This is a genomic window from Synechococcus sp. RC10A2, from assembly GCF_047502605.1.
In genome coordinates, this window is sequence record NZ_JANSHP010000029.1 from 17305 (window position 1) to 40276 (window position 22972).

Below are 22972 nucleotides of genomic sequence, written 5' to 3' on the forward strand. Positions count from 1 at the left end.
TTTTTGTGAGTGCTGCCATGCAAACTCAATCTCTTAACCAGACCTCTTACGTTTTCAGGACCGAGAACCTGAATGTCTACTATGGCTCCAATCTGGCGGTAAAAAATGTTACTCTGGACATCCCAGCCCGACAGATTACTGCGTTTATCGGCCCTTCCGGCTGTGGCAAAAGCACGATCCTGCGCTGTTTTAACCGCACCAACGATTTGATCCCCGGTGCTCGTGTAGAGGGCAAGCTCACCTACCACGGCAAGGATCTCTACGCCAAAGAAGTCGATCCGGTGGCGGTGCGGCGGCGTATCGGCATGGTCTTCCAAAAGCCCAATCCCTTCCCCAAAAGCATTTACGACAACGTGGCCTACGGCCCGCGGGTGCTGGGGATGAAGGTGGACTTGGACGAGGTGGTGGAAACTTCGCTGAAGCGGGCCGCCCTCTGGGACGAGGTGAAAGACAAGTTGAAAGAAAACGGCCAGTCTTTGTCCGGGGGGCAGCAGCAGCGCTTGTGTATTGCCCGCGCCCTGGCGGTGCAGCCGGATGTGATTTTAATGGACGAGCCCTGCTCGGCGTTGGATCCCATCTCCACCCGTCGCATCGAGGAGCTGATGAAGGAGTTGAAGCAGGACTACACCATCATCATCGTCACCCACAACATGCAGCAGGCCAGCCGTGTCTCGGATATGACGGCTTTTTTTAGCGTGGAGCTGGTGGGATCCAACCGTGTGGGCGAGCTGATTGAATTTGACAGAACTGAAGTCATCTTCAACAGCCCCACCAAGCAAGCCACAAGAGATTATGTGGAGGGCCGCTTCGGCTAATCGACCTGGCCGGACAGGGATCCTTCCCATACTGTTCTCGGCAAACCCTTTTGCAGGCAATTTCTGCCGATGATGGAGTCTGAAGAACCGTTGCACCCAAATACGGATACCCATGATCGTTGCCGCTCCTGACAAGCTGCAGGCTTTGCGTTCTGACTTAGAGGGTATTGAGATCATCACCGATCCGGCTCAGGTGGCCAAGTTGTCGTTGGATTTTTACCACTACAGCCCCGTGCTGAGCCGACAACTGAGCGACAAGCGGGGAGATTTGGTGGTGCGCCCCGCCGATGAGGCCGAGGTGATGCGGGTGGCAGCGGCCTGTGCCAGGCTGCGGATCCCGGTTACGGTGCGCGGTGCCGGTACCGGTAATTACGGCCAATGTATCCCGCTGGCCGGGGGTGTGATCCTGGACATGGGCAAGCTCAACCAGGTGCTTTGGGCAAAGCCGGGCTTGGCGCGGGTGCAGGCGGGGGCCAAGTTGATGGCCATCGACAAACACACCCGGGAGATGGGCTGGGAGATCCGTATGGCCCCTTCCACCTACCGTACGGCCACTATTGGGGGGTTCATTGCCGGGGGCAGCGGCGGCATTGGCTCTGTGACCTACGGCCAATTGCTGGATCGGGGCAACATCTTGGGGCTGCGGGTGATCACAGTCGAAGAGGAGCCGCGGGCCCTGGAGCTGCGGGGAGACGACGTGTTTAAAGTCAGCCATGCCTGGGGCCTCAACGGGATCATCACAGAAGTAGAGATCCCGCTGGCGCCGGCCTACCCATGGGCAGAGCTGGTGGTGGCCTTTCCCCCTGAGGTGGGGTTTATGCCCTGCGCCCACTTTGGGCAGGCCCTGGCCGAGGCAGATGGGATCCTCAAGAAACTCATCAGCCTGCACGCCTGGCCGATCCCTCGTTACTTCGTCCCCCTGCAGGACTACTTGCCCCAGGGATCCGCCGTGGCCCTGGTGATGGTGGCCGAGCCCAGCCTGGAGCCGTTGCTGGAGCTAATTCGGGAACATGGCGGCCAGGTGGTCTACAACAAAACGGCGCAGGAGGCGGCCAAGGGGATCTCGCTGGGGGAATTTTCCTGGAACCACACCACCCTGCACTGCCGCAGCGTGGATCCCAATTTGACCTATCTACAATCGATTTTCCCGCCCGACCGGGAGCTGAAGTTGGTGCAGCACCTGTACGAGCACTTTGGCGACGAAGTGCTGATGCACCTGGAATGGATTCGCATACGCGGCCAGGTTGCCCCGGTCGGCCTGCAAATTGTGCGCTTTACCACTGAAGAACGCCTCAACGAGATCATGCGCTATCACGAGGCGCAGGGAGTCTTCATCGCCAACCCTCACACCTACATCATCGAAGAGGGGGGTCGCAAGGTGATGGATCCGCGCCAGATCCGATTCAAGGAAGAAGTGGATCCCTACGGGTTGCTTAACCCCGGCAAGATGCGCAGTTGGCAAGGGCGGGCTTCTGCTTGACAGTGCCGAGAGGTCTCTATCCTTAGGCGATCTCTGAGTTTCCTCTTCCAAAAGGAGAGGGGCTTGGCAGCCAATCTTCTGCCAAGGCCAGCTCCAAAGCATAGGGACAAGTCTCCGGAAAGGCCGAGATATCCATACCGGTTTGCTGAGCTGCATGGCGGCGTGCCCGTTGATAGCTCTTTTCCAGTTGCTCGGCCAGATATCCTCTTAAGCTGGGGCTATCTTCGAGGGCCAATTCAATTTGGGTTCGCGCATCTGTGATGGAATCCAACCAGCTATCTGAGCGGCGCTGAGGTTGATATTGCCACTTGAGCAAATGCAGGAGAAGGCGAGTTAATTGGCTGGTCATCCCTCGCCGTTCGCTCTTACCCAAATCCTCAACCTCTTCAATTAAATGGATTAGATCAATTTCTTGCCAACGTCCCTCCCGCAAGAGCTGGGTTGTTTGGGCAATCCACAAGTTAAAATCTGCAAAGTATAGGTTGCTCACGGTTCTATCCTGCCGCCTGTATGTAGTCGTTTCAGCTCCAGCCGGGACAATGCCCTCCTGCCCAACTTCTCAATCTCAGAGATCCTGGCACTCTGAATATCTCAGCCTAATCGCCGCTGACCCTGCAGTTAAGCTATCGTTCGCTGCGGGGACTACCTATCCAAGATTTTAACTACAGTAGTAATTGATGGCCAAAGCCCCTACTAAAGTGAACTGAAAAGTCAGGAGCACCAAGTAGAAAATGGCGCGGGGCCTGAACAAAGTCAGCATCAAGCCAATGGCCTTCAGGTCCACCATCGGCCCAAACACCATAAAGGCCAACAGGGATCCCGGCGTGAAGGTGGCGGCAAAGGAGAGGGCAAAAAAGGCATCCACCGTCGAGCAAATGGAGATGATCCCGGCCAGCGCCATCATGATCAGGATCGAGACCAGCGCATCTTGGCCATAATCCAGCACAAACGAACGCGGGATCACCGTTTGAATCAGGGCCGCCATCGCCGAGCCTAAGATGAGCACGGATCCCAATTCGCGGATCTCCTTGGCCCAGGTCTGCAGCAGGAGAACTCCTTTTTGTCCCCTGGAGGGAGAAGGCGCAGCGGCCAGAGCAGAGCGATACACATCTTCAGCCGTTTGTAAAGTGGCCAGGGATCCGCCAGAGGCCCCTTGAGCAGGGCTCTGGGATCCAATCCAGAAGGTGCCCCCCTGCAACAACGGCGAGCGGGAGATGTTCTTCGGATCAGCTTCTTGGGAGCAATTGCGCTGCAGCTCCTGCCAGACTGACGGCTGCAACAGAGGCTGGAAATCCTTTTGCAGGCTGAAGATCAAGCCGACGACAACCGCAATGCCGAAGGAAAAGAGAACTCGGTAGATCACCAGCTCCGGCATGGAGCGAAAGGCAATCCAAGTGGAAAAGATCACCACCGGGTTAAACACCGGCGCCGCCAACAAAAAAGCCACCGCCACGTGGGGTGGGATCCCTTTGATCACCAGTTGACGGGCCACCGGCAGGTTGCCGCACTCGCACACCGGAAAAAAGAACCCCAAAGCACCGCCAGCCACCGCGCTGCCGATTTTGCCTTTGGGCAGGAAGCGGGCCAACTGGGATCCCTCTACAAACACCGCCATCAGCCCCGAAAGGAACACCCCCAAGAGCAAAAAGGGCATGGCCTGCACCACGATGCTCAAAAAGAGGGTGAACCCATCGCGCCAGAGAGGAGAATCCAAAAGGCTCAACGCACCACCTCACACCAATTTGGGCTCTATTGAGTTGGGATCCCGGCCCAGCGCCCTGTCAAACCGCCCTCAACTCCGCTCCTCGATGGGGATGTAGCGCTGCTGGCGCTCGCCTGTGTACACCTGGGTGGGGCGGAACAGGCGATTGTCCGACAACTGCTCCCGCCAATGGGCCAGCCAACCCGCCGCCCGGGCAATGGCAAATACCGGCGTAAACAAATCTTCCGGGATCCCCAGCTTGGCGTAGACCAACCCTGAGTAGAAGTCCACATTCGGGTAGATCCCCTTCGGCCCTAGCAACTCCTCACACACCCGCTCCACCTCCAGGGCAATGTCGTAGTACTTGTCGTGGCCGTAGCGCTCAAACAGCTCCTCAGCCAGCCGCTGCAGGATGGTGGCCCGCGGATCCTTCACCTTGTAGACTCGGTGACCCATGCCCATGATGCGCTGTTTTTTGGCCAGCTTCTCCTCGATAAACGAGCGCACATTTTCCACCGAGCCGATTTGCCGCAGCAGCATCATCACCTGTTGGTTGGCCCCCCCGTGCAACAGCCCCGAAAGGGTACCCACCGCCGTGGCCAGGCTGCTGTAGGGGTTAGCCAGCGTGGAAGCGCTCACCAGAAGGGCAAACGTAGAGGCATTGACCGTGTGCTCGGCGTGCAGGATCAGGCAGATGTCAAAAATGCGGGCCAACCAGGGATCCGGCTTCTTGCCGGAGAGCATGTAGAGGAAATTGGCGGCATGATCCAGGCTGTCGTCGGGGGGGATGGGATCGTTGCCCTGGCGCATCTGGTGAAACATCGCCACCATCGTCGGCAGCTTGGCGAGCAGACGGGTAACCGTGCCGAACACGTAGTCGGGATCCGCCTCTCGCACCGGATAGAACATCCCCAGACTGGCAACACAGGTTTGCAGGGCATCCATGGGGTGGCCCGACTCGGGAAACGACTTGATCATGTCGCGGATGCGGTATTTCACCCGCCGATGGCTGCGGACGGCCTGATCGAAGTTGTCCAGCTCGGCTTGCGTCGGCAGCTTGCCGAAGATCAGCAGATAGGCCGTCTCCAGAAAGGTGCTCTGGGCCGTCAGTTCCTCGATGGGAATGCCCCGATACTCCAGGATCCCTGCCTGGCCATCGACAAAACTAATGTTAGAGCGCGTGGCCGGAACGCCTTCTAGCCCCGGCCTGTATTCGCCATCCGCCATAGTCGGATCCCTGAAATGAGCCCCCCAAGGAGAGAACAGGGACGTCACTACATTCGCTACATTAAAGCAGATCTGGATCTCTGAAGCCAGATCCCGCCTTTGCCTACCCTGAGAAGGGCTTTGGCAACCCATATCAGCCAGGGTGAGAAAGACCCTGCTCCGGTATCAGGTTTGCCTCGGAGCACCTCGCCAGTTAATGTACGGGATCCCGACCGGAGAGTCGCCAGCGGTTGAGGCGAGAGAAGGTCTCCGGGTTCAAATAGAAATCAATGCCCCGCCTGCTCGGCAGCCGCTTGGGCTGGATGCGCCGGATCTGCTCTTGAGCCTGCTGCACTTCTGCCCACAGTTGTTCTGCCGAGAGCCATTCTGCGTTGTAGCCGCCGATCACCCACTGCTGGACGCGATCTGAGGTGGCCACCCGTACCCGATAAGCCTTTGCCTGCAACTGAGCACAGAGCCGTTCGATGCAGGCGTCGGCAGTTTCCCCGTAAGCAGTGTAGAAAATCTCGATGCCGGAGGGAGAACGCTCCTGTCGGGCAGGAGTGGGCTGGGTATAGGCGTCGTACACCACAGTCGCCCGGTAGCCGCGGAAAGCCACGTAGCTGGCCAAAGATTCCACCAAGCGCAGACGCGCCAAGTCCAGCAGGGAGCGACGTGCCAACTTCTTTAGGGTGGGCCAAGCTCCGATGATGTTGTAGCCGTCAACCAATAAAACTGTGGGGGAGGAAGCTGTCATGCATAGTGGTGGATCCCTTGCCCAGGATCGCACCAATTTGTATCAGTTTGCACCCTTATCCTAATCCTTATCAAAGAGCGCCGTAAAGACCCTTTTGAGGCTGGCCCACTCACAGTCTTGGGCTTGCAAGTGAACCAGGAGAGGAAGACTGCCTCAAAGACGCCCCCCAGGGGTTGCAAGTCCTCAAGGAAAGCAGTCGTAAGGGGTCTGCCTCAGGCCCAAAGCTTTTTTCTACGCGACTTCCCTTGAGCGGTTGGGTGTTACTTTTCGCCTGAGTTCGCCCGCAGGTTTGTCGAGAAGACCATTTTTACCGCACCCGAGCTAGCAAGTTAAGATGTGTTACGAGATCCGTCGGGACTTCTATGGGCGCAATACCGTCAACAGCAGCAGTAACCAAACCAGTGGCAACCCAGCCTCGACCGGCTTCGGCAGCGGCGGGGGCTGAGGTTACCCTGTCGCAGCCAGCCCTGCGCTACGATCCGGAGCAATTGGCCGAGCAATACCGGGGGCGCTGGGATCTGGTGCTGGGGCGTCTATTCCAGTTGATCACCCCCTTTTTGGGTCTGTTGGCCTGGGTGTTTTGGGATCGCTGGCGAGGGGTGGAGCTGAAAAATCGGCCCAAGCACGCGGCGCGGCTGCGGGAGATCCTCACGGAATTGGGGCCGACAGCTATCAAAATTGGCCAGGCTCTCTCCACCCGTCCTGACCTGGTCTCGCCTCTTTTTTTAGAAGAACTGGCCAAGCTTCAGGATGAGCTGCCCCCCTTCGACAATGCCACCGCCTTTGCCCTTATCCAGTCGGAGATCGGCCAATCGGTAGAGCAGATCTTTCGCGAGATCGGCCCGGAACCGGTTGCCGCTGCCAGCCTGGGGCAGGTTTACCAGGCCTATCTGCACACAGGGGAGAAAGTCGCCGTCAAGGTGCAGCGGCCCGATTTGATCGGGCGCATCTCCCTGGACATGTACATCATCCGCAGCCTGGCCGCCTGGGCCAAGCGCACCTTCCGCCGCATCCGCAGCGACTTGGTGGGCATTGTGGATGAGTTTGCCGGGCGGCTTTACGAGGAGATGGACTACACCCAAGAGGGCCGCAACGCTGAGCGCTTCCTGGAGCTGTACCGCCACCCCTCCATCTACGCCCCGAAAATCTATTGGCAGTACACCCGCACCAAGGTGCTGACGATGGAGTGGATCGACGGCATCAAGCTGACCCAACTCGACAAAATTGCCGCTGCAGGGCTAGATGGACGGCACCTGATCGAGATTGGGGTTAACTGCTCCCTTAAGCAGCTTTTGGAGCATGGCTTTTTCCATGCTGACCCCCATCCGGGCAACCTCTTGGCCATGCACGACGGGCGGCTGGCCTACATCGACTTTGGCATGATGAGCACCATCCAGCCCCACCAGCGCTACGGCCTGATCAAGGCCATCGTCCACTTGGTGAACCGGGATTTTGTTGCCTTGGCGCAGGACTACGTGGATCTGGAGTTCCTGGATCCCGATACGGATCTCACCCCCATCATTCCCGCTTTGGAAGCTGTCTTTGCCGAGGCCCTGGGCAGCTCCGTGGCCGAGCTGAACTTCAAAAGCATCACGGATAAGCTCTCGGGGGTGATGTACGATTTTCCCTTCCGCGTGCCTGCCTACTACGCCCTGATCATCCGCTCTTTGCTCACCCTGGAGGGGATCGCCATCAGTTTGGATCCCAATTTCAAGGTGTTGAGCGTGGCCTATCCCTATGTGGCCCAGCGGCTGCTCACCGACCCGGCTCCAGAGCTACGCGCCGCCCTGCGGGAGCTGCTGTTTAACCAGGGGCAATTCCGCTGGAACCGCCTGGAGAACCTGCTGCGCAACGCCGCCAACAGCGAAGACTTTGACCTGCAGGGATCCCTGGAAAAGGCCGTCGATTTTATCTTTTCCGAGCGGGGGGCTTTCTTGCGGGAGCGGCTGGTGGATGTGCTGTTCTCCAGCTCGGGGAACGGCACCTCAGACGGCTTGGCTCATTTGCAACGTCTGTGGGAACTCCTCAGCCGCAACCCGACCTTTCAGCCGCTGCAGCTTCTGCCCATCGTCGCCAAGATAGCCACCAAGCCGGAAGCCCAGCAACTGGGCCGGCAATTGGCCTCCCGCTGGTTGCAACGCTCGGCAGCCCGGCTTATCCGCGACCTATTGTTGTCGGAGGATGAGAAAAAGCCCGTAAACGGGCACAACGGGAGCCCTGGGCCGATGAAAGCTGCAAAACCTGCTGCTGCCTGACCTTCCCCTTGCGCTGAACAGACCAGAACCTTTCTGCTCTGCGGGGCAACAAGACCAGCCTCCGGGAAAAAGCTTTGGGTTGCCCCGCGAGTGTCGGCCACTAACTAAGAAGAGCAAGCCGGGAAAATCCCAACGACATCCTTATGTTGAGAGAAGCAGGCAGAAGGAACTTTCCCGGCTGAACCCAATGGCGCAGTCTCTTCAGCGTAGTTCAGGTCTGCCCCGACGAGAGTCTACCTCTCCTAGCTGGCGCTCTCGTCTTTGGGGCTGACGGCATTGAGGGCTAGCGTCATCCACTCAGAAAATTCATCGCGGCGGAAAACCTGGGGGCAGGAGCGCGGGCCAAAACGCAGCAGGCTGGGCATGCCGTACTCCTTGAGGCGGTTCTGCAGCCAGGTGCCAACGCCGGTTTTGCCGTCGTTGGGCATTTCGGTTTGGAAGTCGCTGTACATCAGCAACAACTGGCTGCGAGATTGGAGCACAGCATTCTCTTGGATCAACTTCGGCAGGGAGAGGCTGGCGGCTGGATTGGCCCCTTTGATCCCTTTGGCCGATTCACGGCGACGGCTGCGGGAACGGGAGTTGGCATTTTCGCGGTTCTTACGGGCTTTCGGTTCAATGGTCATAGAATCTCCTAGACGACTGAGTGGTTCCCCAAAAGGGGTAAAAGCCGGAACTCGCAGGCTGAGGACAGAGCCCGCCGCGGAAGGTAGCTCGATGAGTCCAATGTTGGGGCAATCGCTGAGAAGAGGAACACACGCTCTCAGTTAAGCGAAGGGAGAACTGCGCCAGCTTGCCACAAAAGCTCGAGGTTCCTTGCCTGCAGCAGCAATCTACAGCGCGTCGAGTTCCTGGCCGCCCATCCGAGACTTGTCTTCGTCTTTCCTGGCGGAGGTTAGTTTGGTTACCACAGATCCGCAGGGTAAAGAAGCCCGGATGCTACCTTTTATATTGGCCTAAAACTGAACCGATGAACACTCTCTGGTCGAGCACAAATTTAGGTCTGAAGGTTTTGTCGCCCGTTGCGGATCACCCGCAGAGACTCCAACAGCCGCAGCTCTAGGTCTTGCAAAACCTGATCCACGTAATGATGGGCCTCCCGTTGTAGGCGCTCCGACTCCTGCAGCGTCTGTCGCCGCACCTCCTCGCTCTGTTGGTAGGTTTGTCGCAGCAACTGTTCTGCCTGCGCTTGAGCCTGGCGTAGGATGGTCGATTCGCTGACGAGCTGCTCGGCGCGGCGCTGGGCCACGGCCACGATCTCCTGGGCGTAACGATGGGCCTCGGCCAAAATCTGATCCCGCTGGCGCAGCACCTCCTCGGCTTCCTCCAAGGCTGTGGGCAGGTTGAGGCGGATGAAGTCCAACTGCTCCAGGATCTTCTCTTCGTCGATAAGGGTGCGAGACCAGAACAGACGAGGACTGCTGAGAATGGCTGCCTCCAGTTGATCCAAAGCCTCCTGGACGCGCATCAGCGCCAGGGTCTGTTCCCCAAGCAGGTCACCGGCGCGATTGAGGGCATCGGGGGGCAATTCTCGCATCAGGCCAGAGAGTGGGTGGCTGGGCTGAGCTAAGCAGGCAGGATAACGCCTACCATATCAGGTTCTCGCGGTTCTGAGCCTGGGCGGCTTCCCCCTGGTTCCTATCCCTCTTCAGCCGGGGGGACAGAAACCGGTCTCTGTGGCAAACTGAGGGGAAGTTGTTGGATTGCGATCTGCCCATGCCACAGCCGCAGCCTCCTCGTCGACTGGAAGATCAATTTGTGGAGAATGTCTCCCGCTACCCTACCTACTTCATTACCGTCTTGCTGGGGGGGATCTGGGCTGGCTTACAGCCTTTTGTTAACCTGTACCGCAAAAGTCCGACCTCGGCAGCCCTGGTTGTGCTGGGATCCCTGCTGTTGCTGCTGTTTGTCTATTTCACCCTGCGAGGCATGACAGGGCACACTCTCCTGCCGGCGTGGATGTTGCGTTGAGGGCAGGGGGGATGGACGAAGCGATAGAGTGGACGCCAGAAGCAGAGGCGCGCCTTAAAGAAATCCCCTTCTTTGTGCGTCCGGCTGCCCGTAAGAAGATTGAACAGTTTGCCCGCGAAGCCGGGATCCAGAAGATCACAGTGGCAGTTTACGAGCAGGCCAAGCAAAAGTTTGGCTCTTGAGGGATCCCCCCTGCTGGCCATAGCAGGGAGATTGGGTTTGCCGCTAGCTTGGTAGAGGTGTTCTCCTCTGTTTTTTGCAACTCATGGCAGATTGGATCCTGTTGGCACTGGTGGGTTCTGCAACCTACCTGCTGCTGCAAAAAAGTGTGGCCCGCCTCTCCAAGGTGCCCTGGCGGATCCTGTGGCTGGTGATGATGATGCCCCCTTTGATCTGGGTGCTGGGGCGTCAGGTGTTTCAGTACGAAATGCCCCCCCTGCTCATGTTGGGGCTGTTTCTGGCTTCCTATTTTACCAGCATGACTTTGGTACGCCGGGGGCGCCTCCGACCTCCAACGGCAGGCTCTCAACCGGGGGCGGAAAACACCTCGCCGGTTGCGGGATCGGATCGCGAGTCTTTGCTTGAAGCAGAGGAAGAAAAGGAGGACAGTGCTGCAGATCTGGCCTCGGCAGCTCTTGTCCACACCCCCATCTCGGAGGTGCCGCGAGAAAAGCTCAGCCACTGCTTCCCCTGGAATGTTTTTTATTTGCAAAGCGTGGAGTACCGTCCCCAGGCCATCATCTGCCGCGGCAATTTGCGGGCGGATCCCACGGAAGCCTATGAGCGGGTGCAGCGCAATGTAGAAAACACTTTTGGCAAACGCTTCTTGGTGGTGCTGCAGGAGGGGTTTGCCGGCAAGCCTTTTTTTGCCTTGGTGCCCAACCCGGCGGCACGGCGCTCCCTAACCCGTCAGCAGGAGTGGCCTCTGCTGGCGCTGGGGCTGCTGCTGTTTACCTTTTGGACGACTCTCACTGCCGGGGCCCAGGCGGCTGGGGTCGGCCCTGACCGGCTGCTGCATCTCCCGTCTCTGCTGAAGGGGTTGCCCTACGCAGTTGGGATCCTGGCCATTCTGGGATCCCATGAGGGGATCCGCTACTGGGTGGCCCGCCGCCACGGCATCAAAACCTCGCTGCCCTATTTCATCCCGGTGCCCTTTGTGTTGGGAACTTTCGGGGCTTTCATCGAGCTGAAAGAGCCGGTGCCCAACCGCAAGGTGTTGTTTGATATTGCCATTGCCGGGCCGCTGGCGGGCAGCCTGGTTGCTTTGGCGATGTTGCTGCTGGGGCTGTCCTTTTCGGCGCCTGGGGATCCGCCGGCGGTGCCGGAGGGGCAGCCCACCCCAATTAGCTTCCATCGCATCGACCCACGCCTCTCGGTGCTGCTGGCGATCTTGGCGCGTATGGTGCTGGGGGATCAGTTGCAGCCGGGCCAGGTGATCGATCTGCACCCGCTGGCCTTTGCCGGCTGGCTGGGCCTGGTGGTGATCGCGTTTAACCTGGTGCCGGTGGGCCAACTGGATGGGGGGCACATTGTCCACGCGGTGTACGGGCAGCAGATGGGAGCCAATGTGGGCCGGGTAGCTCGCTGGCTGGTGCTGCTGTTGGCTTTGACGGTGCAGCCCTGGCTACTCTTGTGGGCGCTGCTGCTGTTTGTCATCTCCAGCGCCGACGAGCCGGCCCTCAACGACGTCACGGAGCTGGACGAGGGGCGGGATCTGCTGGGGCTGGGGATGCTGACGCTGCTGGTGCTGATCCTGCTGCCGGTGCCGCCCTTTTTGCAAAGCTGGCTGGCCTTGGCCTAGTTCGGGGTAGGATCCAAACCACGTCCAACCAGCTCAGCCCAAGCCATGCAAGCGGGTTTAATTGTCCAGAAGTACGGCGGCACCTCCGTCGGCTCCATCGAGCGCATCCAAGCCGTGGCCCAGCGGGTGGCCCACACGGTGGATCGGGGGCAGCGGGTGGTGGTGGTGGTCTCGGCCATGGGGGACGAAACCGACCGCCTCGTGGAGCTGGGGGAGCAGATCTTGCAGGGATCCCCGACCACACCGGCCCAGTGGCGGGAGTGGGACATGCTCCTTTCCACGGGCGAGCAGGTAAGCATTGCCCTGCTGGCCTTGGCGCTGCAGCGCTTGGGCTATCCTGCCGTTTCGCTGACGGCGGCTCAGGTAGGGATTGTTACCACCCGGGATCACGGGCGGGCCCGCATTTTGCACATCCACACCGACCGCCTCTGGCAACACCTAGAGCGGGGAGAGGTGGTGGTGGTGGCCGGGTTTCAGGGCATCACCAGCCCGGCGGAGCTGGAGATCACCACCCTGGGGCGGGGGGGATCGGACACCACAGCGGTGGCCTTGGCGGTGGCTTTGGGGGCAGAGCTGTGTGAGATCTACACCGATGTGCCGGGGATCTTTACCACCGACCCGCGCAAGGTACCCGAGGCCAGGCTGTTGCCGGAGATTACCGCCGACGAGATGCTGGAGCTGGCCAGCCTGGGGGCGCAGGTGCTCCACCCCCGCTCGGTGGAGATTGCCCGCAACTACGGCGTCAAGCTGCGGGTGCGCTCCAGCCTGGAACCGTTGCAGGCGGGATCCGAGGGCACCCTCATTCTTGCTCCCCCTCCCCGTCCTCGCCCCGCCGACAGCAGCATTGAGCTGGGCCAGGCAGTGGATACGGTGGAGCTGGATCGGGATCAGGCCAAGTTGGTGCTGGTGGGAGTGCCGGATCGCCCGGGCATTGCCGCGCAACTGTTCCAGGAAATTGCGGCAGCCGGGATCAATGTCGATTTAATCCTGCAGTCGCTCCACCTCAGTGCAGCCGAGGGATCCCCTATCAACGACATTGCTTTTACCGTCAGCCGGGCGCAGGCGGCCCAGGCGGCAGCCGTGGCGCGGCAGGTGGGCCAGGAGCTGGGGTGTAGGGAAGTCATCGTCGATGAGGCGGTGGCCAAAGTCAGCATTGCCGGGGTGGGGATGATGGGCCGCCCGGGCATTGCCGCCCAGATGTTCCAGGTGCTGGCAGAAGCTGGGATCAATCTCCAAATGATCTCCATGTCGGAGATCAAGGTGAGCTGTGTGGTGGCTGACGAGCGGGCCGGGGAGGCCGCCCTGGCGCTGGGGGAAGCGTTCCAGGTGATCCCCCATTTGCATCGGGTCAAGGCAGCCCCTTGCGGGGATCCCCGCCCAAGCGACCACCCGGTGCGCGGCGTTGCCCTGGATTTGAAGCAGTCGCGGCTGGGCCTGCGCAAGGTGCCGGATCGCCCGGGGACGGCTGCCCATCTGTTTGGACGCCTGGCCGCTGCCGGTATCATCGTCGACACCATCATCCAAAGCCAGCGGGGCTACCACAACGGGATCCCCAGCACCGACATCGCCTTTACGGTGCCTCAGGATCAGGCCAGGGCGGCTGAGGCCGTGTGCCGGCAGGTGGCCGAGGAGCTGCAGGCGGCGGGGGTCGAGACCGACCACGACATTGCCAAAGTCAGCATCGTCGGTGCCGGGATGGAAACATATCCCGGCGTGGCTGCCCGTTTGTTCAAGGCTCTGGCCGACGCCGGGATCAACATTGAGATGATCGGCACCTCAGAGATTAAGGTGAGCTGCGTGGTGCGGCGGGAGCAGGGGGTGCGTGCCCTCCAGGCCGCCCACCGTGCCTTCGGGCTGGATCGACCCTAGTCCACCTTGGCCGCTAGCAAGAGAGGAAAGTGGTGGGCGTTGGGGGCGTGCATGGCCTGGATCCCCAGATTGGCGCGGTTGAGGAGATCGGCGTAGGTGGGGATGAACCGGCCCTGGCTGTCCAGGAGGGACTGGTTAAAGTTAAAGCCGTTGAGGTTAAAGGCCATGAGGCCGATGCCGATTGCCGCCGCCCAGATCCCTAAGGTAGGCAGGGCCGCCATCCAGAAGTGGACAGAGCGGCTGTTGCGCCAGCCAAGGCTGGGGATCCCCAACCGCCCCAAGAAGGCGTAGTGGCCGGCCAGGAAGTTGTAGGTGACCTCCTGCTGGCCAAAGCGGTAGCCGGCATTGACTGACTCCTCTTCTGAAGTCTCCCGGATCAGGCTAGAGGTTACCAGGGAGCCGTGGAGAGAAGCCAGTAGGGCGCCGCCGAACACCCCCGCCACTGCCAGTTGGTGCAGCGGGTGCATGAGGATGTTGTGTTCCGCCTGGAAGGCCAGCATGAAGTGGAAGGTGCCGGCAATGCCCAGCGGCAGCCCCTCCGAAAAGCTGCCCTGGCCGATGGGATAGACCAAGAGCACCGCCGTCGCAGCCGCCGCTGGGGCGGAGAAAGCCACCGCAATCCAGGGGCGCATGCCCAGCCGGTAGCTCAGCTCCCACTGCCGGCCCAAATAGCACCAGATGCCGATTAAAAAGTGGAGCACGATGAGCTGGTAGGGGCCGCCGTTGTAGAGCCACTCCTCCAAAGAGGCAGCTTCCCAGATGGGGTAAAAGTGCAGGGCAATGGCGGCTGAGGTGGGCACCACCGCCGCAGAAATGAGGTTATTGCCCCCCAACAAAGAGCCGATCACCGGCTCGCGGATCCCGTCCACATCCACCGGCGGAGCGGCAATAAAAGCGATAACAAAACAGAAGACCGCCGCCAACAACGTCGGGATCATCAATACGCCAAACCAGCCGATGTAAAGCCGATTTTCGGTGCTAGTGATCCATTGGCAAAAACTTTCCCAGCTCCAGAGCCGCCGTGCGGCAGCGGAGCGCCGAACAACCACACTCATAGGCCAACTCCTAGAAAATTTGAGGAGAGCTTTCTCCCACTTGCTCTTAGCAAAGTGACCTCAGGAAGTTACTCAGCCTCGCCCTGAGGATTCTTCTCCTTCCACGCTAGACAGTCTCAAGAAAACTGCCAAGGATACCTAACGTCTGCAGCCAAAATGTGAAATAAATTGATTTATCGATACAAACATGCAGATTAGTATTGCAGTTTATATTCCACCCCTTTTCCCAGGCCTCAAGAGCCAGTTTTTGCAGTCGAGAACTTCAGGATTTCTTAAGGTGGAGGTCTTAAGGATTTCTTCAGAAAAGCAACCCCGGCAGGCTCCTATCGCCCAATTTCGGCGTGAAACTCCTGCAGGGACTTCACCCCCAGGGATCCTGACTGCAGAGCGCGGATGGCAGCAGCAGTAGCCTTGGCTCCAGCCAGAGTAGTGACCAAAGGGATCTTGTAGGCCAGGGCGGTGCGGCGGATCTTCTGCGCATCCTGTTGGGCTTCGCCGCCAGAAGGGGTGTTGACGATAAGCTGAATCTGGCCGTTCTTGATGGTGTCGATGACGTGGGGCCGGCCCTCGTGCAGCTTGAGCACCTTCTCGACGGGGATCCCGTGCTCGGCCAAAACTTTCTGGGTTCCGGCAGTGGCCAGCAGGCGAAAGCCTAGCCTGACCAACTCCTGGGCCACTGGGATCACCGCCTGCTTGTCGCGGTCGTTGACGCTGATGAACACGGTGCCCCCTAGGGGCAGGTTTTGGCCAGCAGCCAGTTGCGCTTTGGCAAAGGCGCGGCCAAAGTCGGTGTCAATGCCCATCACCTCCCCAGTAGAGCGCATCTCCGGCCCCAGCAGCGTGTCGGTGCCGGGGAACTTGTGAAACGGCAGCACCACTTCCTTAACAGCCACGTAGGGCGGGATCACCTCCTGGGTAAAGCCCAGCTCTGCCAGGGTTTTGCCGCTCATCACCTGGGCAGCGTAGGCGGCCAGGGGGTGGCCAATGGCTTTGCTGACAAACGGCACGGTGCGGGAAGCGCGCGGGTTGGCTTCCAGAACGTAAACCTGCTCCTTCTGGACGGCGTATTGGACGTTAATGAGCCCCACCACCTTGAGAGCTTGGGCCAACTTCACCGTCCAGTCGCGGATCACCTGCAGCACAGCAGGGCTGAGAGTGCGGCTGGGCAAGACACAGGCGGAGTCGCCCGAGTGGATCCCGGCCTGCTCAATGTGCTCCAGGATGCCGCCGATGGTTACAGCCCCGGTGTGGTCGGCGATGGCGTCCACATCTACCTCCACGGCATCCTCCAAGAACTGATCCACCAGCACGGGACGGTCGGGATCCACCGCCACGGCTAGCTGCATGTAGCGCCGCAGGTCTTGATCCGAGTAGACAATCTCCATGGCCCGCCCCCCCAGCACATAGCTGGGCCGCACCACCACCGGGTAGCCGATGCGGCGGGCAATCTCCAGGCTTTCTTCCACGCTGCGGGCAATGCCGTGGGCCGGCTGGCGGATCCCCAATTCCTCGAGCAGGCGCCCAAACCGGCCGCGATCTTCGGCTATGTCGATGGAGTCAGGAGCAGTACCCCAGATAGGCGCTTGGGCTGCGGCTAGCCCCTGGGCCAGCTTCAGGGGGGTCTGGCCGCCAAACTGCAGGATTAGACCTAGCGGCTGCTCGGCCTCGACGAGGTTCATCACCTCTTCGTAGGTCAGGGGCTCAAAGTAGAGGCGATCAGCGGTGTCGTAGTCGGTGGAAACGGTCTCGGGGTTGGAGTTGACCATGATGGTCTCATAGCCAAGGCGTCTGAGGGCAAAGACGGCATGACAGCAGCAGTAGTCGAACTCAATCCCCTGGCCGATGCGGTTGGGACCGCCCCCCAGGATCATCACCTTTGGCTTGGCGGTGGGGAAGGTCTCGGATTCGCTCTCGTAGGTGGAGTACTGGTAAGGGGTGGCCGCCTCGAACTCGGCAGCGCAGGTGTCCACGGTTTTGTAGGTGGGGATCACCCCCAGGGCCTTGCGGCGATCCCGCACCTGGGCTTCCGTGCAGCCGGTCAGGTGGGCAATTTGTCGGTCGCTAAAGCCCATCTGCTTGAGATGGCGCAGGTCTTCGGCCGTTAGGGATCCCAATTCCCGCCCCTTGAGGACCTGCTCCACCTCCACCAGCTCCTGCAGCTTGTCGATAAACCAGGGATCGATGTGGGTAAGCTGAGCAATTTCCTGAACGGAAAAGCCCATGAGCAGAGCCGTGCGGATGGTCAAGAGGCGCAAGGGGTTGGGGGTGCGCAGGTTGGCCCGCACCTCCTCTGGGGTGGGGAAGACTTCAGGCCGGTCGCTGCCAAAGCCGGGGCGGTCGATCTCCAGGGATCGCAAGGCCTTCTGGATGGACTCCTGGAAGGTGCGGCCAATGGCCATCGCCTCCCCCACCGACTTCATCTGCGTGGTCAAAACCGGCTCCGAGCCGGGAAACTTCTCAAAGGCAAAGCGGGGGATCTTGGTGACCACATAGTCAAGGGTGGGCTCGAAGCTGGCCGGGGTTTTGCGGGTGATGTCGTTGGGGAGCTCCGGCAGCGTGTAGCCTACGGCCAGCTTGGCGGCGATCTTGGCAATGGGAAACCCAGTGGCCTTGCTGGCCAAAGCAGAAGAGCGGGAAACCCGCGGGTTCATCTCGATCACCCGCACTTCGCCATTGGCGGGGTTGACGGCAAACTGCACGTTGGATCCCCCCGTTTCCACCCCAATCTCGCGCATGATGGCGATGGCGTAGTCGCGCAGCCGCTGGTACTCCTTGTCGGTGAGGGTCTGGGCCGGGGCCACGGTGATGGAGTCGCCAGTGTGAACCCCCATGGGGTCGATGTTTTCAATCGAGCAGATGATCACCACGTTGTCCGCCAGATCCCGCATCACCTCCAACTCAAACTCCTTCCAGCCGATGATCGACTCCTCCACCAGGATCTGAGAGACCGGGCTGGCCTCCAGGCCGGCGGCGCAGATCTCTTCAAATTCTTCTTGGTTGTAGGCCACCCCTCCCCCTGTGCCCCCCAGGGTATAGGCGGGGCGGATGATGAGGGGATAGCCGATCTCGTGAGCGATCTGCTTGGCTTCGGCCAGGCTGCGGGCCAGCCCCGAGCGCGGCACCGCCAGGCCAAGCCGCTGCATCGCCTGCTTAAACAGCTCCCGATCCTCGGCTTTTTCGATGGCCTCCCGCTTGGCCCCGATCAGCTCCACCCCGTACTGGTCCAAGATCCCGCGCCGGGCCAGCTCCACCGCTACATTGAGGGCCGTCTGTCCCCCCATGGTGGGCAGCAGGGCATCGGGGCGCTCCCGCTCGATGATCTGGGCCACGAAGTCCGCCGTCACCGGCTCGATGTAGACGCGATCCGCCATACTGGGATCCGTCATGATGGTGGCCGGGTTGGAGTTGACCAAGATCACCTCGTAGCCCTCTTCTCGCAGGGCTTTGCAGGCTTGGGTGCCGGAGTAGTCGAACTCGCAGGCTTGGCCAATGACGATCGGCCCCGCTCCGATGAGCAAGATCTTGTGAATGTCGGTACGGCGCGGCATAGGGATCCCAGGGGTGGCAGGGTCAGCCTTCTATTGTAGAGGTCGCCTGCAGGTCAAGTTGCTCAACGGACAGGGAAACGTCCTGCTGTCAACGCTATCTTTGCGGCAAAGCCATCCATGGATCTGCCGATCGAGGAGACGCTCTACGGCCACTCCAATTGTTCGCAACGTTGATGGGGCCATTGTCAAAGTTCTGAAAGAAAGGGCTAGGCCTCACGGTGGGAGTGCAGAAGCCGAACATCGCAAAATCCTCAAGCAAGTCTTACTCCAACTTGCAAAAAAGTCCTTTGCCAAGTGCTCGGATCGATCCCAAACATTGGTGAAGATTCGGACTTCGAGCGGATGCAAGAAGATAACACCGCCCACGATGTATTGGCTTGACACGAGCGTTATCAACCCGTTCGAGCCTTCATAACAAGCCGCGGTAGCGAATAAAAATTAAAATCGCCGCCCAGGATCCCAGCGCCACCTTGATGGCCACCAAAATGTTGAGGATTGGGATCCAGCCGCCGCTAAAAAGTGCCCCCAGCTCGCCCTTGGGTAGTTCCCAACCGGCCAGGGCGATTACAGCCACCCCGATAAACGTCACCACCGACAGCTTCTCCCACATCGCGGCTTGCCACCGCTTGTAGATGGCCTCCATCCAGGTCGAAGAGGCGGTGATCGCCACCAAGCCAATCGCCGTTCCTCCCGCCACGCCGGCAGCAAACCCCCCGCCCGGCGTCAGGTGACCCCGAATGGCCAGCTCCACCCCAATCAGAGCGGAGATGGTGGCCCCCACCCGCGCCAACACAATTGAGGGAATATCGGTAAACTGAGCTACATTGGCCGTCGGTCGCTCATCCGCCAGCAGGTACTGCGCGCCCAGAATGGCCGTAGAAAACACGACGACTTCAAAGACGGTGTCGTAAAGGCGGTTGCGCAGGATCAAGCCCGTCACCGTATTGGGCACGCCGCTTTCTCCGGCCAGAACCGCCACAGGCTCAAAGGCAGGAGAAACAGCTCCCGCGTCGGCAACCATGAGCTGCAAGGCTGCCAGCAGCGCCGCCACCCCGTACAACCACCTCATGGCAGGAGGACCTCAGAAAGCAGGGCTTGTTGCGTCAAGATGGCCTGCAGGCGGGGCACGCGCGTTACCAAGCGATACTCTGCCACCTCCTCATCGGGCTCAAGGGCAATGGTGTGCACCTCCCGGCTGTGAAGGGCAGCCAACAACGCCTCTGCACTTCCATAGACGGCCAACTCCAGACGCATGTGGTACTGCTGTAGCCCTTGGTGCATCTGCTGTAACAACTGCTGTGCTGCTGAGGTCCTGGCCGCCAACAGAGGACTGTCTTCGAGAACGCCCAAGCGCATACTCAACGAGGAACGCACCGCGATGGCATAGAGCGTAATGGACAGCATGGTGCCCACCAGCGCCTCAGTAAGCGCCACATCCGCCGCCCCAAACAAGGCATAGATCAGAGCAGCGATGGATCCCAGAATGCCGCGCATCACCAAGGCATGATAGGGATTGGTCTGGGTCACCACCAAGGCAGCCGTCAAGGGCAACAGCAGGGCGATCACCAGCAACAAAGTCTCTTCCATCCTGTCCTCCTATAGGGACTTGCGCTGCGAGCAAAAGGCCAGCACATAGCCCAAGATGGTGTTCCAAATGGCCAAGGAAATCAGGGCCAACACCAGCAGAGGCCACTCCCTTGGGATCCGCAGCAACAGCCCCAGCATGATGCTCATGGATCCCAGCGTGTCCGACACCGAAAGGCCGTGCAGCTTAAACAAAATCGAGCGATCCCCAAGGAGCGGCGCTGTTCCCCACAGCCAAAACAGCACCCCGATCCCAAACAGAAGATAGCTGAGAGCCTCCACCAAAACTTCCATGTTGATTCCCCTTAAAGCATTTCCAAGCGCTTGAGCACGTGGGCCAGCAGCATTAGGGCTGCATTGCCCACCGACAAAATCAAGACCCCCACAATCCCGATCATCCAGTCATCCCGCACCACAGATACCACCAAAACCAGGATGGCCGTCTTGGTCGATAAGCTGGCAAAAGCCAGCATCGTCTGCCAAATATCCTCCTTCAGCCAGGCGGCATACAGCGGCAGGCATAGGGTCAAAGTCAGCAGAAACAGCAGTAGATTCACGCCTCCTCCCGCGGCTTGAGCAGATGCACCTCGTAGGTGCCTTGGGCATCGCAATTGAGCACAATGGTTTTGGGCGTAAAAGTAATCAAAAAGATGTCGAGAAACACTAGTCCCGCCGAACGATTGGGGAGAGTTTGTTTGTATACAACCTCCTCTACGGTGTGGGGTCTGAGGATCATCTCAAAGGCCTCCCAGTAAGCTTTCGGAACGGCGAAAACGATCTCCCTGAGCACCCGCCCCCAATCCCGCCACCGCACCGGCGCAGAGGCCTGCCGAGGCAGCAGCAGCGTCGCCGCCACCCCGATGGCCACATTGTCCCAACTCAGATTACCCGTCAGCAAAAACCAAATCAAAAGCCGCAGGCCAATTTCCAGCAAGCCCAACTCAGGGTAGCGCCACATGGTTCACTCCACTTAGCAGAATCCAGGCCAGCACCAACACCACGCTCAAGCCGCCCACCACTGCCTCTAGCCCTTCATCCAGACGCCATCCCTTCACAGGAATTCGCTCCCAAAACCAGCCCAGCGGGATCCCGAGGCCCAAGCTAAGGAACGCCTTGATGAGATTATCGACGTCATAGGCCGCTGGCAGCCAGAACCAGAGCAAGCCCCCGCCCCAAAGGACTAGGGCCACCTTGTCTGGCCAACCGGCTGCCGGGGTAGTGTCCCCGTTTGTTTGAGAAGGAAAAGCTCGCAGCACCCGCACGGCTATGCAGGTGGTGCCGACAGTAACCCCCACCAGCAGCCACTCGTGCCAGGGATCCAGAGCTGACAAGCTAAGGGCCTTGGCTGCATAGCCCAAAGTGCCGGGCACCCCCGCCAGCGAGGCCGTCCCCAAGATCAGCAGCGACCAGCGCCAGCGATTGGTTATCGCAGCCCCGACAAACAACAAGGGCTTCGCCAGCCCATGGGCCAGGCCGTACAAACCCGCCCACTGGGGTGCAGCGATGACAAATCCCATCTGCGACACCGAGCTCCAGGCCAAAAGGCGCTGGGGCGTGCTGGCCATCAAAGCCAGAAGGATCCCAAAGACCGCCGCGCCTGCGCTGAAGTAGGGCAGCCCCTGCGCCAAGACGGGCGAGAACTCGCTGCAGCGCACAAGGGCCATGGCGCCTGCTTTTGTAGTAAAACCGCTGAGCACCGCCGCAATGACAGGATCGGCAGTGGCGTAGGTGAGGGGCAGCCACAGGCCGGCGACGAAGACTGCCCCCTTGGCCAGAAGGCCAACGGCAATCAAGGCAAGAGCCGTGGGGTCGGCCAGGGCCAAGCCGCTCATCGCCAGGGATCCGGTGCGCACATAGACCAGCATGGATCCCACCAGGTAGAGGAGCATGGCCACATTGCTCATGAACAGGTAGCGCAGCCCCACCCAGAGCTGACGGTCGCGAGAGCGGTGCGGGGCGCTTTCCCCCAGGATCGGCTGGGACTCTGATCGGCGACTGTAGGTGAGCAGCAAAAACACGCCGATGCTGAGCACCTCCAGGGCCACATAGACGCTGATCAGGTCAGCGCTGATGACGACGGCGTTGGCGCTGCCGTGGACGATCAGCAACTGCATGGCCAGAAAGCGGCTGCCCACAAAGCGCCGATCCAAATACAGGGCCACCCCAAGGGTGACCAGGCCATGGGCCAGGAGCATGGCCGCGGCGTTGCCATCGATCCGCAACGTCACCCCGAAGTGATCCAGCAACTGGAGCTCCAACGGCGCAGCAGTTGCCCCTGGCAGGCCTCCCTGCTGCACTGCGTAGGCTATCGTCAGTCCAGCCATGATGACCAGGCTGGGACGGGTCAAAGCCGGCAGCAAGTAGGTGGCAAAGGCCAGCCAAAAGGGCAGTGCCACCCAGACCAACGTCAGTTCGGTCGTCAGCTCAGTCATCAGCTACCGCCTGCTCAATACTCTCCACTTCCAAGGTGGGATGATCGCGGGACAGCTTCATCACCCCCACCAACATCAGGGCTTGTACCGACAGGCCGATGACGATGGCCGTGAGGATGATTCCTTGCGGAACCGGGTCGGCATAGTCCACCTGGCGCCAGGGCTTGTAGATGGGAGTGAACACGCCGGTGCGGGCGGCCCAAATGACAAAAAAGGCGATGACCCCGGTGCTCATCACATCCATGGCCAAGATTTTCATGATCAGATTGCGCTTGACCACCACTCCCCAAAAGCCCAGCAGGATCGTAAGGATAATTGCAGCGTGTGCCATGGGTACCTTGCCGTTTGAGCCTCGATGGTGATTTTCCATTCAGCTAGAAGCCGCAGGAGCCCTGCTCCGTACCCCCCTATATCCCCCCCGTATACGGGGGGACTGGGGGGCCGGGGGCCGGGCCGGTCAGTGACGGGAGAAATGCGGTCTGTTGATGTACCATCAC

23 protein-coding genes are annotated in these 22972 nt (G+C 60.1%); 8 read left to right on the forward strand and 15 right to left on the reverse strand.

Annotated features, from left to right (window positions below; all coding sequences use genetic code 11):
• The first annotated feature begins 17 nt into the window (after window positions 1–17).
• Window positions 18–815 carry a phosphate ABC transporter ATP-binding protein PstB gene (pstB, locus tag NW848_RS03035; protein ID WP_414402734.1) on the forward strand — a complete coding sequence of 266 codons (798 nt, stop codon included), beginning with the start codon at window positions 18–20 and terminating at the stop codon, window positions 813–815.
• 112 nt (window positions 816–927) lie between these two features.
• The gene (locus NW848_RS03040; RefSeq protein ID WP_414402731.1) at window positions 928–2295 is read left to right on the forward strand and encodes an FAD-binding oxidoreductase; all 1368 of its coding nucleotides are present in this window, start codon (window positions 928–930) and stop codon (window positions 2293–2295) included.
• Between the two features lie 22 nt (window positions 2296–2317).
• Here the strand turns inward: NW848_RS03040 and NW848_RS03045 are convergent, their stop codons facing one another.
• The 4 genes from NW848_RS03045 to NW848_RS03060 all read right to left on the reverse strand — a co-directional run bounded on the left by NW848_RS03045 (window position 2318) and on the right by NW848_RS03060 (window position 5960).
• A complete protein-coding gene (locus tag NW848_RS03045) occupies window positions 2318–2785 on the reverse strand; it encodes a DUF29 domain-containing protein (protein ID WP_099813135.1) in 468 nt (155 codons plus the stop codon).
• A gap of 168 nt (window positions 2786–2953) precedes the next feature.
• A complete protein-coding gene (locus NW848_RS03050; RefSeq protein ID WP_414402735.1) occupies window positions 2954–4009 on the reverse strand; it encodes a permease in 1056 nt (351 codons plus the stop codon).
• Between the two features lie 78 nt (window positions 4010–4087).
• The gene (locus NW848_RS03055) at window positions 4088–5224 is read right to left on the reverse strand and encodes a citrate synthase (RefSeq protein WP_414402732.1); all 1137 of its coding nucleotides are present in this window, start codon (window positions 5222–5224) and stop codon (window positions 4088–4090) included.
• Between the two features lie 193 nt (window positions 5225–5417).
• Entirely contained in the window at window positions 5418–5960 is a 543-nt protein-coding gene (locus tag NW848_RS03060) for an NYN domain-containing protein (RefSeq protein WP_011430571.1), read from the reverse strand.
• Between the two features lie 401 nt (window positions 5961–6361).
• On the opposite strand from NW848_RS03060, the gene NW848_RS03065 reads away from it, so the two are divergent.
• Complete coding sequence (locus NW848_RS03065) at window positions 6362–8215, forward strand: ABC1 kinase family protein (RefSeq protein ID WP_011430572.1); 1854 nt, start codon at window positions 6362–6364, stop codon at window positions 8213–8215.
• Window positions 8216–8457: 242 nt separating this feature from the next.
• On the opposite strand, the gene NW848_RS03070 is transcribed toward NW848_RS03065, so the two are convergent.
• The gene (locus tag NW848_RS03070; protein ID WP_011430573.1) at window positions 8458–8841 is read right to left on the reverse strand and encodes a hypothetical protein; all 384 of its coding nucleotides are present in this window, start codon (window positions 8839–8841) and stop codon (window positions 8458–8460) included.
• Window positions 8842–9212: 371 nt separating this feature from the next.
• On the reverse strand, window positions 9213–9752 hold the full coding sequence (locus tag NW848_RS03075; protein ID WP_228375231.1) for an ATP synthase F0 subunit B: 540 nt from the start codon (window positions 9750–9752) through the stop codon (window positions 9213–9215).
• 179 nt (window positions 9753–9931) lie between these two features.
• On the opposite strand from NW848_RS03075, the gene NW848_RS03080 reads away from it, so the two are divergent.
• From NW848_RS03080 to NW848_RS03095, 4 genes are all read left to right on the forward strand, one after another.
• Window positions 9932–10186, forward strand: a complete 255-nt coding sequence (locus NW848_RS03080; protein ID WP_041439081.1) for a DUF751 family protein — start codon at window positions 9932–9934, stop codon at window positions 10184–10186.
• An 11-nt stretch (window positions 10187–10197) separates the two neighbouring features.
• Window positions 10198–10368 (forward strand): PCP reductase family protein, encoded by a 171-nt coding sequence (locus NW848_RS03085; protein WP_011430576.1) that lies wholly within the window; start codon window positions 10198–10200, stop codon window positions 10366–10368.
• A gap of 83 nt (window positions 10369–10451) precedes the next feature.
• Entirely contained in the window at window positions 10452–11987 is a 1536-nt protein-coding gene (locus tag NW848_RS03090) for a site-2 protease family protein (protein WP_414508828.1), read from the forward strand.
• A gap of 45 nt (window positions 11988–12032) precedes the next feature.
• On the forward strand, window positions 12033–13856 hold the full coding sequence (locus NW848_RS03095) for an aspartate kinase (protein WP_414402971.1): 1824 nt from the start codon (window positions 12033–12035) through the stop codon (window positions 13854–13856).
• Here NW848_RS03095 and psbA read toward each other — a convergent pair.
• Both psbA and carB read right to left on the reverse strand, forming a co-directional pair.
• On the reverse strand, window positions 13853–14911 hold the full coding sequence (gene psbA / locus NW848_RS03100; RefSeq protein WP_099813131.1) for a photosystem II q(b) protein: 1059 nt from the start codon (window positions 14909–14911) through the stop codon (window positions 13853–13855). The two genes, NW848_RS03095 and psbA, sit on opposite strands and share 4 nt — an antisense overlap.
• Window positions 14912–15234: 323 nt before the next feature.
• Window positions 15235–18459: a carbamoyl-phosphate synthase large subunit gene (gene carB / locus NW848_RS03105; protein ID WP_414508829.1), complete on the reverse strand. Its 3225-nt coding sequence runs from the start codon at window positions 18457–18459 to the stop codon at window positions 15235–15237.
• On the opposite strand from carB, the gene NW848_RS03110 reads away from it, so the two are divergent.
• On the forward strand, window positions 18440–18874 hold the full coding sequence (locus NW848_RS03110) for a FitA-like ribbon-helix-helix domain-containing protein (RefSeq protein WP_414346946.1): 435 nt from the start codon (window positions 18440–18442) through the stop codon (window positions 18872–18874). The two genes, carB and NW848_RS03110, sit on opposite strands and share 20 nt — an antisense overlap.
• Here the strand turns inward: NW848_RS03110 and NW848_RS03115 are convergent.
• From NW848_RS03115 to NW848_RS03145, 7 genes are read right to left on the reverse strand one after another with little or no spacing between them, the layout of a single operon-like run.
• A complete protein-coding gene (locus NW848_RS03115) occupies window positions 18869–19528 on the reverse strand; it encodes a Na(+)/H(+) antiporter subunit B (RefSeq protein ID WP_011430581.1) in 660 nt (219 codons plus the stop codon). The genes NW848_RS03110 and NW848_RS03115 overlap by 6 nt on opposite strands.
• Window positions 19525–20046, reverse strand: a complete 522-nt coding sequence (locus NW848_RS03120) for a DUF4040 domain-containing protein (protein ID WP_414402983.1) — start codon at window positions 20044–20046, stop codon at window positions 19525–19527. The genes NW848_RS03115 and NW848_RS03120 overlap by 4 nt, the downstream gene beginning before the upstream one ends.
• 9 nt (window positions 20047–20055) lie before the next feature.
• The gene (locus tag NW848_RS03125) at window positions 20056–20337 is read right to left on the reverse strand and encodes a monovalent cation/H(+) antiporter subunit G (RefSeq protein WP_011430583.1); all 282 of its coding nucleotides are present in this window, start codon (window positions 20335–20337) and stop codon (window positions 20056–20058) included.
• 11 nt (window positions 20338–20348) lie between these two features.
• Window positions 20349–20600, reverse strand: coding sequence for a hypothetical protein (locus NW848_RS03130; RefSeq protein ID WP_011430584.1), 252 nt, complete (start codon window positions 20598–20600; stop codon window positions 20349–20351).
• Window positions 20597–21001: a Na+/H+ antiporter subunit E gene (locus NW848_RS03135; RefSeq protein WP_041438403.1), complete on the reverse strand. Its 405-nt coding sequence runs from the start codon at window positions 20999–21001 to the stop codon at window positions 20597–20599. The genes NW848_RS03130 and NW848_RS03135 overlap by 4 nt, the downstream gene beginning before the upstream one ends.
• A complete protein-coding gene (locus NW848_RS03140; RefSeq protein ID WP_414508830.1) occupies window positions 20985–22475 on the reverse strand; it encodes a cation:proton antiporter in 1491 nt (496 codons plus the stop codon). The genes NW848_RS03135 and NW848_RS03140 overlap by 17 nt, the downstream gene beginning before the upstream one ends.
• Window positions 22468–22806: a cation:proton antiporter subunit C gene (locus NW848_RS03145; protein ID WP_011430587.1), complete on the reverse strand. Its 339-nt coding sequence runs from the start codon at window positions 22804–22806 to the stop codon at window positions 22468–22470. The genes NW848_RS03140 and NW848_RS03145 overlap by 8 nt, the downstream gene beginning before the upstream one ends.
• Between the last annotated feature and the right edge of the window lie 166 nt (window positions 22807–22972).

Bases quoted from the DNA above. Each gene is read 5' to 3' on its own strand.
- pstB (WP_414402734.1), top strand. From the start codon at position 18: ATGCAAACTCAATCTCTTAACCAGACCTCTTACGTTTTCAGGACCGAG.
- NW848_RS03040 (WP_414402731.1), top strand. From the start codon at position 928: ATGATCGTTGCCGCTCCTGACAAGCTGCAGGCTTTGCGTTCTGACTTA.
- NW848_RS03055 (WP_414402732.1), bottom strand. From the start codon at position 5,224: ATGGCGGATGGCGAATACAGGCCGGGGCTAGAAGGCGTTCCGGCCACG.
- NW848_RS03060 (WP_011430571.1), bottom strand. From the start codon at position 5,960: ATGACAGCTTCCTCCCCCACAGTTTTATTGGTTGACGGCTACAACATC.
- NW848_RS03070 (WP_011430573.1), bottom strand. From the start codon at position 8,841: ATGACCATTGAACCGAAAGCCCGTAAGAACCGCGAAAATGCCAACTCC.
- NW848_RS03075 (WP_228375231.1), bottom strand. From the start codon at position 9,752: ATGCGAGAATTGCCCCCCGATGCCCTCAATCGCGCCGGTGACCTGCTT.
- NW848_RS03080 (WP_041439081.1), top strand. From the start codon at position 9,932: ATGCCACAGCCGCAGCCTCCTCGTCGACTGGAAGATCAATTTGTGGAG.
- NW848_RS03085 (WP_011430576.1), top strand. From the start codon at position 10,198: ATGGACGAAGCGATAGAGTGGACGCCAGAAGCAGAGGCGCGCCTTAAA.
- NW848_RS03090 (WP_414508828.1), top strand. From the start codon at position 10,452: ATGGCAGATTGGATCCTGTTGGCACTGGTGGGTTCTGCAACCTACCTG.
- NW848_RS03095 (WP_414402971.1), top strand. From the start codon at position 12,033: ATGCAAGCGGGTTTAATTGTCCAGAAGTACGGCGGCACCTCCGTCGGC.
- psbA (WP_099813131.1), bottom strand. From the start codon at position 14,911: ATGAGTGTGGTTGTTCGGCGCTCCGCTGCCGCACGGCGGCTCTGGAGC.
- NW848_RS03110 (WP_414346946.1), top strand. From the start codon at position 18,440: ATGTCGGTACGGCGCGGCATAGGGATCCCAGGGGTGGCAGGGTCAGCC.
- carB (WP_414508829.1), bottom strand. From the start codon at position 18,459: ATGCCGCGCCGTACCGACATTCACAAGATCTTGCTCATCGGAGCGGGG.
- NW848_RS03115 (WP_011430581.1), bottom strand. From the start codon at position 19,528: ATGAGGTGGTTGTACGGGGTGGCGGCGCTGCTGGCAGCCTTGCAGCTC.
- NW848_RS03120 (WP_414402983.1), bottom strand. From the start codon at position 20,046: ATGGAAGAGACTTTGTTGCTGGTGATCGCCCTGCTGTTGCCCTTGACG.
- NW848_RS03125 (WP_011430583.1), bottom strand. From the start codon at position 20,337: ATGGAAGTTTTGGTGGAGGCTCTCAGCTATCTTCTGTTTGGGATCGGG.
- NW848_RS03135 (WP_041438403.1), bottom strand. From the start codon at position 21,001: ATGTGGCGCTACCCTGAGTTGGGCTTGCTGGAAATTGGCCTGCGGCTT.
- NW848_RS03140 (WP_414508830.1), bottom strand. From the start codon at position 22,475: ATGACTGAGCTGACGACCGAACTGACGTTGGTCTGGGTGGCACTGCCC.
- NW848_RS03145 (WP_011430587.1), bottom strand. From the start codon at position 22,806: ATGGCACACGCTGCAATTATCCTTACGATCCTGCTGGGCTTTTGGGGA.